16 protein-coding genes and 1 pseudogene are annotated in these 14,171 nt (G+C 32.0%); 9 read left to right on the top strand and 8 right to left on the bottom strand.

Translation table 11 applies throughout. The features are described 5' to 3' along the window. Positions 1-26: 26 nt before the first annotated feature. The 3 genes from GKR88_18490 (at position 27) to GKR88_18480 (ending at position 1,755) form a co-directional block, all read left to right on the top strand. Entirely contained in the window at positions 27-398 is a 372-nt protein-coding gene (locus GKR88_18490) for a transposase (protein ID QMU66066.1), read from the top strand. Next, the gene (locus GKR88_18485; GenBank protein QMU66065.1) at positions 398-1,255 is read left to right on the top strand and encodes an IS3 family transposase; all 858 of its coding nucleotides are present in this window, start codon (positions 398-400) and stop codon (positions 1,253-1,255) included. Before GKR88_18490 ends, GKR88_18485 begins: the two co-directional genes overlap by 1 nt. A 284-nt stretch (positions 1,256-1,539) precedes the next feature. Continuing rightward, on the top strand, positions 1,540-1,755 hold the full coding sequence (locus tag GKR88_18480; protein ID QMU66064.1) for a hypothetical protein: 216 nt from the start codon (positions 1,540-1,542) through the stop codon (positions 1,753-1,755). On the opposite strand, the gene GKR88_18475 is transcribed toward GKR88_18480, so the two are convergent. From GKR88_18475 to GKR88_18460, 4 genes are all read right to left on the bottom strand, one after another. Beyond that, positions 1,731-2,588, bottom strand: coding sequence for an IS3 family transposase (locus GKR88_18475; GenBank protein ID QMU66063.1), 858 nt, complete (start codon positions 2,586-2,588; stop codon positions 1,731-1,733). The genes GKR88_18480 and GKR88_18475 overlap by 25 nt on opposite strands. Beyond that, positions 2,588-2,959 carry a transposase gene (locus GKR88_18470; GenBank protein QMU66062.1) on the bottom strand — a complete coding sequence of 124 codons (372 nt, stop codon included), beginning with the start codon at positions 2,957-2,959 and terminating at the stop codon, positions 2,588-2,590. Before GKR88_18470 ends, GKR88_18475 begins: the two co-directional genes overlap by 1 nt. Positions 2,960-3,078: 119 nt before the next feature. Next, positions 3,079-4,137, bottom strand: coding sequence for a DUF1016 family protein (locus GKR88_18465; protein QMU66061.1), 1,059 nt, complete (start codon positions 4,135-4,137; stop codon positions 3,079-3,081). 73 nt (positions 4,138-4,210) lie between these two features. Continuing rightward, the gene (locus GKR88_18460) at positions 4,211-4,423 is read right to left on the bottom strand and encodes a helix-turn-helix domain-containing protein (protein QMU66060.1); all 213 of its coding nucleotides are present in this window, start codon (positions 4,421-4,423) and stop codon (positions 4,211-4,213) included. A 167-nt stretch (positions 4,424-4,590) separates the two neighbouring features. Between GKR88_18460 and GKR88_18455 the strand changes: the two genes are divergently transcribed. Then, positions 4,591-4,788, top strand: coding sequence for a hypothetical protein (locus tag GKR88_18455; protein ID QMU66059.1), 198 nt, complete (start codon positions 4,591-4,593; stop codon positions 4,786-4,788). Here GKR88_18455 and GKR88_18450 read toward each other — a convergent pair. Both GKR88_18450 and GKR88_18445 read right to left on the bottom strand, forming a co-directional pair. Next, positions 4,785-5,216, bottom strand: a complete 432-nt coding sequence (locus GKR88_18450; GenBank protein ID QMU66058.1) for a hypothetical protein — start codon at positions 5,214-5,216, stop codon at positions 4,785-4,787. The two genes, GKR88_18455 and GKR88_18450, sit on opposite strands and share 4 nt — an antisense overlap. A 178-nt stretch (positions 5,217-5,394) precedes the next feature. Then, entirely contained in the window at positions 5,395-6,690 is a 1,296-nt protein-coding gene (locus tag GKR88_18445) for a hypothetical protein (GenBank protein QMU66779.1), read from the bottom strand. A 516-nt stretch (positions 6,691-7,206) separates the two neighbouring features. On the opposite strand from GKR88_18445, the pseudogene GKR88_18440 reads away from it, so the two are divergent. Further along, a pseudogene (locus tag GKR88_18440) lies at positions 7,207-7,422 on the top strand (IS21 family transposase). A gap of 29 nt (positions 7,423-7,451) precedes the next feature. Here the strand turns inward: GKR88_18440 and GKR88_18435 are convergent. After that, positions 7,452-8,617 (bottom strand): IS3 family transposase gene (locus GKR88_18435; protein QMU66057.1). Its coding sequence is split into 2 segments (ribosomal slippage): positions 7,452-8,368 and positions 8,368-8,617, totalling 1,167 coding nucleotides; the frame shifts between segments, so codons are not numbered across the junction. 11 nt (positions 8,618-8,628) lie between these two features. Here GKR88_18435 and GKR88_18430 point away from each other — a divergent pair. Together GKR88_18430 and GKR88_18425 are read left to right on the top strand one after the other, a co-directional pair. Beyond that, entirely contained in the window at positions 8,629-9,564 is a 936-nt protein-coding gene (locus GKR88_18430; GenBank protein ID QMU66056.1) for a DNA-binding protein, read from the top strand. 105 nt (positions 9,565-9,669) lie between these two features. Then, positions 9,670-10,590 (top strand): restriction endonuclease, encoded by a 921-nt coding sequence (locus GKR88_18425; GenBank protein ID QMU66778.1) that lies wholly within the window; start codon positions 9,670-9,672, stop codon positions 10,588-10,590. A 393-nt stretch (positions 10,591-10,983) separates the two neighbouring features. Here GKR88_18425 and GKR88_18420 read toward each other — a convergent pair whose 3' ends face one another. After that, a complete protein-coding gene (locus GKR88_18420) occupies positions 10,984-11,880 on the bottom strand; it encodes an IS982 family transposase (GenBank protein QMU66777.1) in 897 nt (298 codons plus the stop codon). Positions 11,881-12,165: 285 nt separating this feature from the next. Here GKR88_18420 and GKR88_18415 point away from each other — a divergent pair, with 285 nt between their 5' ends. Then, on the top strand, positions 12,166-13,110 hold the full coding sequence (locus tag GKR88_18415) for a CPBP family intramembrane metalloprotease (GenBank protein ID QMU66055.1): 945 nt from the start codon (positions 12,166-12,168) through the stop codon (positions 13,108-13,110). Then, a complete protein-coding gene (locus GKR88_18410) occupies positions 13,100-14,149 on the top strand; it encodes an AMP-binding protein (GenBank protein ID QMU66054.1) in 1,050 nt (349 codons plus the stop codon). Before GKR88_18415 ends, GKR88_18410 begins: the two co-directional genes overlap by 11 nt. Positions 14,150-14,171: the final 22 nt, after the last annotated feature.

Here is a 14,171-nt window from a genome sequence, read left to right as displayed (position 1 = left end):
ATATGTATACAAAAAACAACAAGTATATGTATAAAAATGATGGATATGTAAGACGTTATAGTGAGAGTTTTAAACTCAAAGTATTAGCAGAACTTACCAAAGGAAACCATTCCAAAAGACAAATTGCCTTAACTTACGGCATACAATCTAGTACGATAAACGTATGGATTAAAAAATATGACCGTAAAGATTTAATGAACACCCGTGTAACCGTGCAAACAGACGACGAATTATCCCGTATTAAAGCCCTTCAAAAAGAGCTAAAACAACTCAAAGATCTTCTTATTAAAAAGGATCTAGATAAACTTGTGAATGATAGTTATCTTGAAGTAGCTGCTGAAAATCTTGGCTATAAAAATGTTGAAGAATTAAAAAAAAACTTAAACATAAAGCCTTAATGAAAATAGCACCGATTAATAGAAAAAAAAGAAGGTACGCCATCGCTACTATTTGTAATGCTTTCGAGTTAAAAAGAGATGCTTATTACAAATATCAAAAAAGGTTTGTTCTTAAAAAACAAATAGAACAAAATGTAATAATGCTTGTTAAAAAAAGCAGGAAAACATTACCCAGAGAAGGTACTAGAAAGCTAATGAAATCCTTACATAATGATTTTAGGAAACAGAATATAAATATAGGTAGAGACCAGTTATTTAGAATCTTAAAAGAAAATAATTTGTTAATTAGAAGGAAAAAATATTCTTCTAAAACAACCAACTCTTACCATCGTTTTTATAAATATAAAAATATCATAAAAGACCTGATCATTAATAGACCTAACCAAGTTTGGGCTTCGGATATTACCTATATAAGAACTATAAATGGATTTTGTTATTTAGCACTTATTACTGATATGTATTCAAGAAAAATAGTAGGCTATGATATTAGTGATAGTTTAGAACTTAAAGGCTGTGTTAGAGCTTTAAATAAAGCTATTTATCAAACTAAAAATACCGAAGAAATCATACATCATTCTGATAGAGGAATACAATATTGTAGCAATGTTTATACTCAAATTTTGAAAAGAAAAAAGATACAAATCAGTATGACCCAAGAAAATCATTGCTACGAAAACGCAATGGCCGAAAGAGTTAACGGAATTTTAAAAGATGAATTCTTCCTCGACCAAACATTTACAAATATCAATCACGCCAAAAAAGCAACAAAAAATGCAATCAAATTATATAATAATAAAAGATTACATTTATCTTTAGATTATAAAACACCTAATTACGTGCACAAAAATGTAGCATAAATTTTAATAATTAACTGTAGCCCTATTTTAGGACGAGACACCCCTCATAGACTCGTGGAAACTTTAGCCTCTTGGCTAACGTAAAATTTGTACCTTATGGTTTTAAATTACAGCTCTTTGCAAAACCGTTTTTCAAAGTGTTGCTACCTTGTGTAAGCACGAGCGCAATCCTGGTTGGAATGTTTGCCGTTAGTCCATTGGCGACCGTCCCGTTCAGAATAATCTCTTTGCCTAAAGCACATTCTCTTAGAGCCTTTAAGCACATATTAACAATGGAAGAAAAAATGTCTTTAAACGTAGTCAATACCAATGCTGCAGGTATTGACATTGGCAGCCGTAGCCATTGGGTGGCAGTAGGGCAAACCGATTCGGATGCTAAAGAATTCGGGGTTTACAATGAGAACCTATACGAACTCGCCGATTGGTTAACTCAAATGTCTCGTCCTAAAATAGGGCTACAGTTAATTATTAAAATTTATGCTACATTTTTGTGCACGTAATTAGGTGTTTTATAATCTAAAGATAAATGTAATCTTTTATTATTATATAATTTGATTGCATTTTTTGTTGCTTTTTTGGCGTGATTGATATTTGTAAATGTTTGGTCGAGGAAGAATTCATCTTTTAAAATTCCGTTAACTCTTTCGGCCATTGCGTTTTCGTAGCAATGATTTTCTTGGGTCATACTGATTTGTATCTTTTTTCTTTTCAAAATTTGAGTATAAACATTGCTACAATATTGTATTCCTCTATCAGAATGATGTATGATTTCTTCGGTATTTTTAGTTTGATAAATAGCTTTATTTAAAGCTCTAACACAGCCTTTAAGTTCTAAACTATCACTAATATCATAGCCTACTATTTTTCTTGAATACATATCAGTAATAAGTGCTAAATAACAAAATCCATTTATAGTTCTTATATAGGTAATATCCGAAGCCCAAACTTGGTTAGGTCTATTAATGATCAGGTCTTTTATGATATTTTTATATTTATAAAAACGATGGTAAGAGTTGGTTGTTTTAGAAGAATATTTTTTCCTTCTAATTAACAAATTATTTTCTTTTAAGATTCTAAATAACTGGTCTCTACCTATATTTATATTCTGTTTCCTAAAATCATTATGTAAGGATTTCATTAGCTTTCTAGTACCTTCTCTGGGTAATGTTTTCCTGCTTTTTTTAACAAGCATTATTACATTTTGTTCTATTTGTTTTTTAAGAACAAACCTTTTTTGATATTTGTAATAAGCATCTCTTTTTAACTCGAAAGCATTACAAATAGTAGCGATGGCGTACCTTCTTTTTTTTCTATTAATCGGTGCTATTTTCATTAAGGCTTTATGTTTAAGTTTTTTTTTAATTCTTCAACATTTTTATAGCCAAGATTTTCAGCAGCTACTTCAAGATAACTATCATTCACAAGTTTATCTAGATCCTTTTTAATAAGAAGATCTTTGAGTTGTTTTAGCTCTTTTTGAAGGGCTTTAATACGGGATAATTCGTCGTCTGTTTGCACGGTTACACGGGTGTTCATTAAATCTTTACGGTCATATTTTTTAATCCATACGTTTATCGTACTAGATTGTATGCCGTAAGTTAAGGCAATTTGTCTTTTGGAATGGTTTCCTTTGGTAAGTTCTGCTAATACTTTGAGTTTAAAACTCTCACTATAACGTCTTACATATCCATCATTTTTATACATATACTTGTTGTTTTTTGTATACATATTTCAGGACGGGTCAGGGTTGCAGGTAACGTTCCGGCTATGAATAGTAGCGGATTTTAAGGTAATTAACTTTCGGGTTACTACTATCTTTCCTATTAGTCATTGCTCTTTGATTTATCACTATCCCCGCTATTATTTATAGCCATTGTTAGCATTCGTTTTAATTCTTCTGATGTAGGAACCTTTCCTTTCAGATTGCTAGGTAATTCCTGTGTTAACTTATACGAAGAAACTCCAATCGGTTTATTATTTGTTCTCAATGTGTATTCAACTTCAAGATTGTCTTTTATTGGGCAAAGAATTATTCCGATAGATGGATTGTCGTCTGGTTGTTTCTCTTGTTCATCCAATAATTCAAGATAGAAGTTCATCTTACCTGCAAATTCAGGCTCAAATTCAACAGTCTTTAATTCAATAGCTACCAAACATTTCAATATCCTGTGATAAAACAGAAGGTCAATGAAGTATTCTTTTTGGTTCAGTTTTAGTCGGTACTGATTGCCTATAAAGCTAAAACCGTAACCAAGTTCAAGGAGTAAATCACGAATATTTTCAACTAACCTATTTTCTAGTTCTTTTTCCAAAATAGGTTTGGTAATTCCAAGAAAGTCAAGATTATATTCACTCTTCATTGCTTCATTAGCTTGTTCGGATAAATGAACTGGCAATGCTTTTTCAAAATTACTTTGTTTAGGGTCTTTTAAATGATGTTGATAAGCATTTGCTTTTATTTGGTTGAGTAGAACGGCTCTACTCCAACCCAATTTGTTCGTAGCGTCTAAGTAATATGCTCTTTCTTCAATATCTTTTACTTGATGAAGGATTAATAAATTTTGCCCCCAAGGAATGGTTAACGCTAATTCTAATAAGTCAGCATTATCTTTGTATTCTAAGTAGAATTGCCTCATTCTCCATAAATTCTGAGGAGAGTAGCCTTTTACACCATCAATGATTTTATTAATGTCTTTGGATAAGGTATCAACAATAGATTTTCCCCAATTATTCTTTTCTTGGTTTTGGACAATCAGTTTCCCAATTTCAAAATTTTGAGCAATATGATGTTTGTTTAGTGCTTTATAAGCTTCATATTTAGTAGAACTGATTGTGTTGACAATCTCTTTGAAAAATTCATTATATGTAGTTAAATCATTCATTTGGATATTTCTAATTCTCGCACAGGTGTGATAGAGATTGGTAAATTTCAAATCTCTCACAGCTGTGAGAGATTTACTTTTTAGTCGGTAATAATAATTCTCTAATATCAACATCTAGAATTTCAGCAATTTCTGCTAAAGTCTCAATAGACGGTTGCATATCATTTGTACACCATCTTGAAACAGTCGTCCTATTTTTACCTACTTTTTCAGCTAACCATTTGTTTGTTCTGTCTTGTTCAGCTAAAACTACCCGTATTCTATTATAATTCTTTTTACTGGTCATTTGAATCGTTTTAGACTATGTAAATAGCATTTAGTGTAAAAATAGTTTATTAAAAAGAATTGAATTTTTAACTTTTTAAACTATATTTGAATCGTATTACGTAACTATTGATTTGTTTGAAGATTCAATGATGTATTATGAGTAACTAAAATTAAAAAATCATTTTTATTATGATGAAGTACACAAAAGCAGATTTAGAAAGGATTGTTTTTACTCAATTAGAGAATTTGAATGCAATGAATGACCTTTTGAGCATTATGAAAGTCCAAAATGAATTGATTCAAAATGCGAATAAAAAATTACGAGATGAGATTTCAGAGTTTAAGCAGAAGCAATATCCAAAAACAAGAAGAAAATCAAATTAATCAGGCTTTGTTAGTAGTTTCAAGTTTCTCATTGAAATCTTAGTTTTGATTCCATATAGGTCTTTACGCATAGAAATGATAAGTTCGTTAAATTCCGATTCTTTACCTGATTCCAAAAAGTTTTTCATTGATAATAAAACTTTATCGGAGGCATAAAGTATCATATTAATCCATTCTGCATTTAGTTCATTATAAAGTCTTTCTTTTGAATCAATATCAGGTCTCTGTACAATGATTGTTGTCCCTTCTCTTTCAAAATTAACATAGGTATAACAGAGTAGAATAATTGCTTTGTATCTAGTTTCTTTGAATTGATGTTTTGTCTCGGATTTTCTTTTTTTATCAGCAATGAAAAAATCAAGAAGCCCTTTTAGTAGTCCACCTAAACCAATAAGTCCTATTGCAGATATTATTTCTTGGATTGTCATCTCTGTTTTAATGAATGCTAACGGTCCGTGTATGGTGTCGTAGCATCCCGCAGGGTGCTATGCACTATACACATTGTTATATGCCGTTTTTATTTTATTCATTTCGTTTTTAGCGTTGGAGAGAAAGCTCTTTGCAACCGTACGTAGGAGGATTGCAATGTGCTTGAACTTGCGTTGGCTATTTCTTTTTATAATCTACTTTTGGTTCTGCTGCTATGGCTAATTCAGGTTCTGTTACTTCTCCCATCAAGTAAGACTTTATCACAGTTTCTTTTCGTTTGGTTACCCCGTCAATGATGTCTTGTGAGGCTTTGATTTTCTTTTCAGCCTTTTCAATATTTGAAATCAGTTCCGTCTGATTTTTTTTGTCAGTTGGAACCGGAATTTGTAGATTCTTGTAAAATGTATCTGGAACTCTTCTATGCCCACTTGAACCGGTCATGTTTTGTTCAGCTTCTTTTCTGATAACCTCTCTGTTCAGGAAAGCAAATAAGAATTTGTTGGTTGTTAACGCTTCATCTACTCTAAAAACATGAAATTCAGAACTTCCAAATCCAATTTGGTTAGTTAAACCTGTTGCAATTGCACATTTACCATTTTCCATGCAGGGAGTGATTTTCGCAATAATAATATCTTTTTCTTTGAAATAGCGGTAACTTCCAGACTTCACATCTTTGAGTAAACGATCTTCTTTATGAGATATAAAGCCTTCTTCGCTTACAGAAGCCATTTCTATGAAAGAAACTACTGTGTTCTCATCAACCTCTCTAACTTCCGATTTTGAAGGGTTGACTTCGGATAAATTGGAAACTTTTTTAGTTGGGTATCCTTGATTTGAAAAGTCTGTGATTAGTTTTTCAATTATATCGTAACCCTTCTCAATCTCTTTTTCCGCCTTTTCCCCTTCTTTATCAATTAGAGAGCAAGAAACTACAATTTGTTGTTGAACTTCTGGTGGAGGGAGTGGGATTTTTACTTCAGATTTTAGATATCCACTATTCAAGCTTTTTCCGAATGTATTTAAACCAACATTTTCTAAGTCAATCAATTTTGCATTAAACAAATGAAAAATGTATGGGCTTAGAACTTGCTTTTTGTCTTTTGGTATAAGTCCAGCAATAGCTTCATTTGTGTATAGATCTTTTCCTGCAACTGCAGTTTTTCCGATAGAAAGCTTGAAACTTAATAGAGTTGTTCCTTTTGGGATAAGTTTTACATTTGAATCTTTAATTCCTTGTTCTGTTATTTTTTCTTTTGTGTCTGTAATAACCTGTCCTTTCATTTCTGAAATGGAAACCCATAAATTATCTCCAGTAAAGTAATTTGAATTACTCCTTGAAGGAGTGCCTCCAATTTTTACATCTATAACATCACCTAATCGCTCTGAATCCCATTTAGTTTTTAATTCAAAAGCTTGTTGTTTTGATGTTAAACTAATTGATTTAGAAAAATCGATTCGAGAGAATTCCATCATGTCAAGTAAGGAAGCCATTGTTACCGAATTTTTTAATTCTTCTGAAATATCAAAATCTTCACCCTTAAAACTCTGATTAATCAAATGGTTAATCTTCTCCTCATTCTTTTTGTTGTGTGGGTCATAAAGAGGCGTATTGATATTGTTCAGGTTAAAAATATTACTTAATACTCGTTTGTCTTCTTCTTCTAAGGCAACATCTCCAACTTCTTCATCTTCTCCTTCGAGCTTGTCCAGTTGAATACCTCCTAAATATTTGATTCCCTCATTGCCTTTTGCCGCACTCCATTCATACCCTAGGAATGCCTTAATTTGGGCAGTTTTAGAAGGGTTTTTTACAATCTGGCTATTCCGTTTCGATTTGTGCCATTGATTTCGGAGTCATAGTGCCATTAATTACGGTTTAAACTGTGCTAGTTTTACGGTTTGATTTGTGCCACACATTGACATTACACAGTGACCACTTATAGAGATTAAGTAAGCAATTACCTTGCTGTTTATTATAAAAATAACAGCATGGCAAACACACTTGATCCTATGGATTTAAAACAAATACTAAGCCTTCATTTAGATGGTTTAAGTAATCGTAAAATAGGTATAACCCTTGGCATATCTCGTAATACCGTCAATGGTTATCTTCGTTTATTTAAGGGAAGCGATTATGATTTGAAGGCGCTTCTAACGTTTGATAATTTACAGTTAGAGCGTCTATTTACCATATACACAACTATTGGATATGCAACAAAAAATGGTACAAAAAGTTAAGCTACATTTTTGATTTGATATAATTTTTCAAATTCGATGATATTTTTGTAACCAAGAGCAGAATGTCTTCTGTATCTGTTGTACCAAGTTTCTATGTATTCAAAGACTTTAATTTGAATACTTTTGTTGGATATAAACTTATTGTCTATCATTAGTTCTGTTTTGATTGTTTTAAAAAAAGATTCAGCTACTGCATTATCCCAACAGTTTCCTTTTCTACTCATACTGGGTGTTACATGATAACTTTTAAGGATATTAACAAACGCATGAGATGCGTATTGTACACCTCGATCAGAATGAAAAATCATACCTTCACAAGGCATTCTGTTGTTTACAGCCATTCTCCATGCAGCAATGATAGTTTGTCTTGCTTTGAGTCCATTGCTCAAAGACCAACCAATGACTTTACGATCAAACAGGTCAATAATTACCGTTAAGTACAGCCATCCTTGTGCAGTCTTTAAATAGGTAATATCAGAAACCCATTTCTGTGCAGCAGCGGTAGCTTTAAAATCTCTATCCAATACATTATCAGCTACTGGATATTGATGCTTAGAATCTGTCGTGACAACAAATTTCTTTTTACGAACTGCTTTAATCCCGTGTTTTTTCATCAATCGTGCTACCCTAGACCTAGATACTTTAAACCCTTTAGCTTTGAGTTCCTCTGTAATTCTAGGACTTCCATAAGTAGATTTACTTCGCTCACAGATACGGTGAATCTCAGAGAGTAGCATACGATTTTTTCCATCTCTATCTGATGGAACATAATTCTTACTCCTGTAATAACTGTTTCTACTAATTTTAAAAATTTTACACATCTTCCCAACCGGATATTCTCTACTGTAATCTTTGATAAATTTCAATACTTCCGATCGCTCTTGGAGAAGATGCTCACGGCCTTTTTTAAGATATCCCGCTCCATGGTAACATCCTTGAGCTGTTTACGTAATCGCTCTAACTCTTTCTGATCTTCTGTGAGTTGTTTGACGCCATTACCGCTAAAAGCTAAATCAGGACGCTGTTCTAATTCTCTACGCCATCTGTAAATAAGATCTGCACTGATTCCCAATTCCATGGCAATCTGCTTTGTGTTACCTCGTACATTGCTTAATTCTACTGCTTTAATTTTAAACTCTTTACTGTATTTTCTTCGTTTCATATGGTTAAGTTATTTTAGATAAAATTAGCTTAACTCTTTGTCACTCTAAATGTAGCAAGTCCACTTTTATAGACATCTTTTCGGGAACAGCAATCGTAGCAAAAGAGGCAATGAAAATGTATAAAAGTGTTGTATTAAACGATATTTTATATTCAAATAATATCGCTTATCAAGCATTTTTTAAAAACAAAAAATGGGACTCAAAAAAACTAATTGATATTGTTAATGAATACAATACATTAAGTCCAAAAAATATTAAGGAAAACTATTTTTCTAAAAATTTTGGTGGAAAATTTTATGAAAAAGACGTTTCAAAATTAATCGGACATATTCGACAAGATATTGAAAACCAAAAAAACAAATTAAACTCAAAAGAATATGCAATCCTTTTAACATCTTTAATTTACACTATAGACAGACTTGCCAATACAGTCGGGCATTTTGATGCATATATTAAAAAACCAATTGCAAAAAGACCTTTGAATTTTCGTTTAATTCAAACCGAAGATTTTGCAGGAACAAAAATTTATCGTGAAGATTCCAACAAATTGGTTAAAAAATTAAAAGGCGATATTGCGTACATCGATCCACCTTACAACTCAAGACAATACAGTCGATTTTATCATATTTATGAAAATTTGGTTCAATGGGAAAAACCAAAATTATATGGAGTTGCTCTAAAACCCGAACCGGAAAATATGAGTAAATATTGTACGGTCAAAGCGAAAGGTGCTTTCAAGGATTTGGCAGAGAATTTAGATGTAAAGTATTTCGCAGTTTCATACAACAATACATACAAACCAAAGAGTAAATCTTCAGCTAATAAAATTGAATATCATGAAATAGTTGAGATTTTAAATAATGTTGGAAAAACTAAAATTTTTCATACAATTTATGAGATTAAAGGAATTAAATATAAAGAGTCATTATTGATAACAGAGAAGTAGAATTTTAAGGATTTGGGTGTTCCCCTATTGGGTCAGGCTTTACATTACATCTTTTTATTTTTACAAAAAGGATTTCCGCCTCAATCTTTAACACAAAAGAAAATTATGAGTTCAATTCAAATATTATCAAATTTAAATTATCCAATAGGAAAAGTAATTAATCAAGAATTACAGAATTCTATTGACACACAAATAGCAGTTGCATTTTTAAAATATACGGGTATTAAAGTCATTGAAAAATCTTTAAAAACTTCTCTAAATAATGATGGTAAGTTTGAAATAATTACTGGACTTGATTTTAAAACCACAGATCCTAAATCTATATTATATTTTATCAATCTAAAAAAACTACATCCAAATTTAAAATTTTACTGTTACGGAGATAGAAAATCAAACAAAACAAGTATAGTTTTTCACCCAAAAATATATCTTTTTAATAATGGTAAAGAAACAACGTCTATTGTCGGTAGTGCGAATATGACAGGTGGTGGTTTACTCACTAATTTTGAAGTCAATACAATTTTTAACGAAAAGAAACCGATTTATAATTCTCAATTAAAAGCTATTTACAATTCTATAAAATTCACAGATAGTGTTTTCGAACCAAATGAAGAATATTTAAGCGGATACTCAGATGTTTTCAAAGCTTTTACAAAAAATGAAAATCAAACCTTGAAAGATAAAGGTTTAAAAAAAACGATTAAGGATATAGAGGAAAAAGAAAAAGAACTTCCCGGAACTATTCCTTCTATAAAATCGATGATTGTTGATTTTATAAACGAACAAATCAAAAAAGACATTCAAACAGTAACGATACCTGAAATTTATGAAGCATTATTGGAAAGAGTAAAATCAGAAGAAATGGAAGATAAATATAAAATAGAAACATTCCGAAACTCAATCAGAGGTGAGTTAAATCATCACGAGTTAAACAGTAATTCATCAAATGGGATGAAACTTTTTGAAAGAGTTGATAGAGGGAATTATACACTAACTGCAAACGGTAAAATTTATAAAGGAAGATAGCTATGTATTACAGTATTTATGACAATCAAACCGGAAGAATCAAAAGTTTTGCGATAAAAACTCGAAAAGCAAAAATAAGGTTAGAACATCATTAATAAACTATCTTTTATTGGGTAATTTTTCTGAAGAGGGAGAAAAGTCAATATTATCCAATACATTAGAAGAATTATGTAACTATTATGAGTTTACCTTAATTAAATCAGATAATTATATTTCAGATGATTTTGAATTGTGAAAACAATCCACAACATCACAAAGAAGCAGGGCTTGAGAAACGTTGGGCTTGTCGTTTTTCCACCTATTTCGACTTTGCTAAAGAATTTGCAATTCGCTAAAGTCAACACATAAGCCAAAAATTGCAAAAGACTATATACCTGAGTTCGACGTAAGAATTTAGCAAAAGAGTTCTAATTGTGTAGAATTTTGATTGTCAAATTTGATAGCTGGTTTCTTTTCTTGAAAAGAATAAGCAATAAGACTTGCGACTAGGTTTGTTATGAAATTTCCAAAACTTCTATGCCTGGAATGTTCTGCTTGACTTATATTTTTAAGTTGATCATTAATGGTTTCTATAACAGAACGTTTTCTCAAAAGTATTTTATCACGCATTGTGATTAGCATATTTTTCATATTGTTCTTAATGCTAGTTACTAAATGTAATCCGTCATCAAAAAGCATTTGAGTAATTTCCTTAGAGATATAGCCTTTATCGTCATATAAACTTCCAACTATTTCTTTGAGAAAATTATGTTCCTTAATAGGAGTTCTGTCATCGACATTGGCTTGAGTAATAATAAAGTTGAGAAGTTCGCCTTTATCATTGATTAAAATATGAAGTTTGAAACCGTGAAACCACCCCATAGTAGACTTCCCTGTAGTTGCAAGACCTTTGAATACTTTATTGTTTCTAATCCTCTTTTTGTTGCAAACTCTCAAAGGCGTAGAATCTATAAATGAAATACCTGTACATTGTCCCAAACAACAAGTTTTCATATAGATTATTAAAGGAAGCATGTTAGATTGCATCAATTCTACAAAGCGATTATAGGAAACAGTATTAGGAAACTCTTTTGTTAGATGCTTTTGAAGATAAAAAAGGTAGAAATGTTTGAAAGTTCTAATACCGCTAGTATGGAACAGTACAGTTATGGTTAAAATTTCACTGGTCGACATTGTAAAAACTCGTTTTCTTTTCTTTTTTCCTTCAGAAATGAGCCTTTTTTGTAAAGCTGGTTCAAAAACTTGACAAAAATCATCAATGGAACAAAAAATATCAGTAACTTTATCTATAGAAACCATAAGCAGAAATTATTTTAGAATATTGAATTTCAATACTTTAATATACTAAATAATCTGCTTTTTCTTTGGTAAAAAATCACTTTTCTTTGGTCGAACTCAGGTTATATCTTTACCAACGCTGACTGACAAACAGTCGAAAAAGTACGAAAACACAGTATTCTATAAACACAATAGCGGGTTAAGTCTTTAATCGAATTTAATTCTGTAAATTTAACACCAGTTAAAAATATGAAAATTCAGTAACTAAACCCGCTACTGCGTTTATACTTAACCGATATGAATTTCATACAACAAGCATACAAAGGACAAAATGACTGGTGGATGTATATTGTGACATTATTGGCTGTTTTTATAGCCACACAAATGGGCTCACTACCCCTCGGAATAGTTGCACTTTTTAAAGTCGGGGGAGATATGGACAGGTTTCAGGAGAGTACTCAACACTATTTTACGGATATTGGTTTGAACTCTAATTTCTACCTGTTTATGATGTTATTGCCCTTTATTTTTGGATTGCCGGTGTTGATTTTATGCATAAAAAAACTACATAAAAAAAAGATAACAGAAGTCATTACCTCAAGAAAAAAAATAGATTGGCATCGGATTTTTTACGGAGCCGGTTTGTGGGCAGTTGTTTCCTGTGTAATGATTACTCTTGGAATTATAGCATTCCCCGATTATTTCATTTGGAATTTTAAACCGATACCTTTCCTTATATTGGTAGTCGTATCCATCCTCTTTATCCCACTACAAACAAGTTTCGAGGAAATTATTTTCAGAGGCTATTTGATGCAGGGAATCGGAATGCTCATTAAAAACAATTGGGTTCCATTATTTCTCACTGCTATTCTGTTTGGACTTTTACACGCAGCAAACCCTGAAATTGAAAAAATAGGCTATATAGCACTGGTCTTTTACATCGGGACAGGTTTCTTATTCGGAATCATAACCTTAATGGACGAAGGCACCGAGCTGGCTATGGGAATGCATGCGGTCAATAATATTGTTGCTGCATTGTTTGTTACTACAGACTGGACTGTTTTCCAAACAGATGCGTTGTATATAGACATTTCAGAGCCCTCTGCCGGGTGGGAATTATTTTTCCCGGTATTGGTAGTATACCCAATTATTATTATTGTATTTTCTAAAAAATACGGCTGGACAAACTGGAAAGAAAAACTATTTGGCAAAATAGAAAACCCAATCATTATTGAAGAATAGTTCATTTCACAGTAACTTTAAACTAAACGGGAACTCTTTTGAATCAAAGGAAGAATTAGTAAGATATGCCGCTACCACACCTCATGCTGTTTTTTTGTTTTTGCGAGATTGGTTTTCAGAAAAACCCACACTTTCCTTAACAACTTCCGGTTCTATCGGAACGCCCAAAGAGATCGAATTAAAAAAACGGCACATGATACATTCGGCAAAAACTACGGGAAGATTTTTTAATCTCCCTGAAAATACAACTGCCCTCTTGTGCTTATCAGCAGATTATATTGCCGGCAAAATGATGCTGGTAAGAGCTATGGTATTGGGTTGGCACCTGGATATTGTGAAAACAGATGCCAATCCGCTGAAAAACACCTCAAAAACCTATGATTTTTCAGCAATGATTCCAATGCAGTTAAGAAACTCGCTGCAGGATATCCATAGAGTTAAAAAATTAATTGTTGGCGGTGGAGCAGTTGATATCGATTTGGAAAGGGCAATACAAAAGATATCTACACAAGTTTTTGCCACCTACGGAATGACAGAAACAAGTACACATATCGCCGTAAAAAAACTGAATCATTTTAAAAATTCCGAACCTTCATCCAAACATTATGAGGTATTGCCCGATATTACTATTTCAAAAGACAACAGGAGCTGTTTGGTAATTGATGCCCCAAAAATCTCCGATACACCATTAATTACAAATGATATCGTAGAGATAATAACTCCTACTCAATTCAACTGGAAAGGCAGGTGTGATTATGTGATCAATTCGGGAGGAATCAAATTACACCCGGAAGAGATAGAAAGAAAACTGGCTCCACAAATCAAAAGGCGTTTCTTTGTAGCAGGTATGCATGATAAGCTTCTCGGAGAAAAATTAATATTACTTATTGAAGGAACCGAATTTCACATTCCAAAAGAAACCTATTCGAATCTCAACAAATATGAAATCCCCAAAAAGATATACTTCATTCCTCAATTTAAAGAAACCGAAACAGGAAAAATTCAACGAATAAAAATTTTAGACTCAATAGTTCCCTAATCAAAAAGTAGGGTTAACTGCC

The sequence above is a fragment of the Flavobacteriaceae bacterium genome, from assembly GCA_014075215.1.
Taxonomy (GTDB): Bacteria; Bacteroidota; Bacteroidia; order Flavobacteriales; family Flavobacteriaceae; genus Polaribacter.
This window is presented reverse-complemented; position numbering and strand designations above follow the sequence as displayed.

Bases quoted from the DNA above. Each gene is read 5' to 3' on its own strand.
- GKR88_18415 (QMU66055.1), top strand. From the start codon at position 12,166: ATGAATTTCATACAACAAGCATACAAAGGACAAAATGACTGGTGGATG.
- GKR88_18460 (QMU66060.1), bottom strand. From the start codon at position 4,423: ATGACCAGTAAAAAGAATTATAATAGAATACGGGTAGTTTTAGCTGAA.
- GKR88_18445 (QMU66779.1), bottom strand. From the start codon at position 6,690: ATGATGGAATTCTCTCGAATCGATTTTTCTAAATCAATTAGTTTAACA.
- GKR88_18465 (QMU66061.1), bottom strand. From the start codon at position 4,137: ATGAATGATTTAACTACATATAATGAATTTTTCAAAGAGATTGTCAAC.
- GKR88_18475 (QMU66063.1), bottom strand. From the start codon at position 2,588: ATGAAAATAGCACCGATTAATAGAAAAAAAAGAAGGTACGCCATCGCT.
- GKR88_18470 (QMU66062.1), bottom strand. From the start codon at position 2,959: ATGTATAAAAATGATGGATATGTAAGACGTTATAGTGAGAGTTTTAAA.
- GKR88_18485 (QMU66065.1), top strand. From the start codon at position 398: ATGAAAATAGCACCGATTAATAGAAAAAAAAGAAGGTACGCCATCGCT.
- GKR88_18490 (QMU66066.1), top strand. From the start codon at position 27: ATGTATAAAAATGATGGATATGTAAGACGTTATAGTGAGAGTTTTAAA.
- GKR88_18480 (QMU66064.1), top strand. From the start codon at position 1,540: ATGTCTTTAAACGTAGTCAATACCAATGCTGCAGGTATTGACATTGGC.
- GKR88_18450 (QMU66058.1), bottom strand. From the start codon at position 5,216: ATGACAATCCAAGAAATAATATCTGCAATAGGACTTATTGGTTTAGGT.
- GKR88_18425 (QMU66778.1), top strand. From the start codon at position 9,670: ATGAGTTCAATTCAAATATTATCAAATTTAAATTATCCAATAGGAAAA.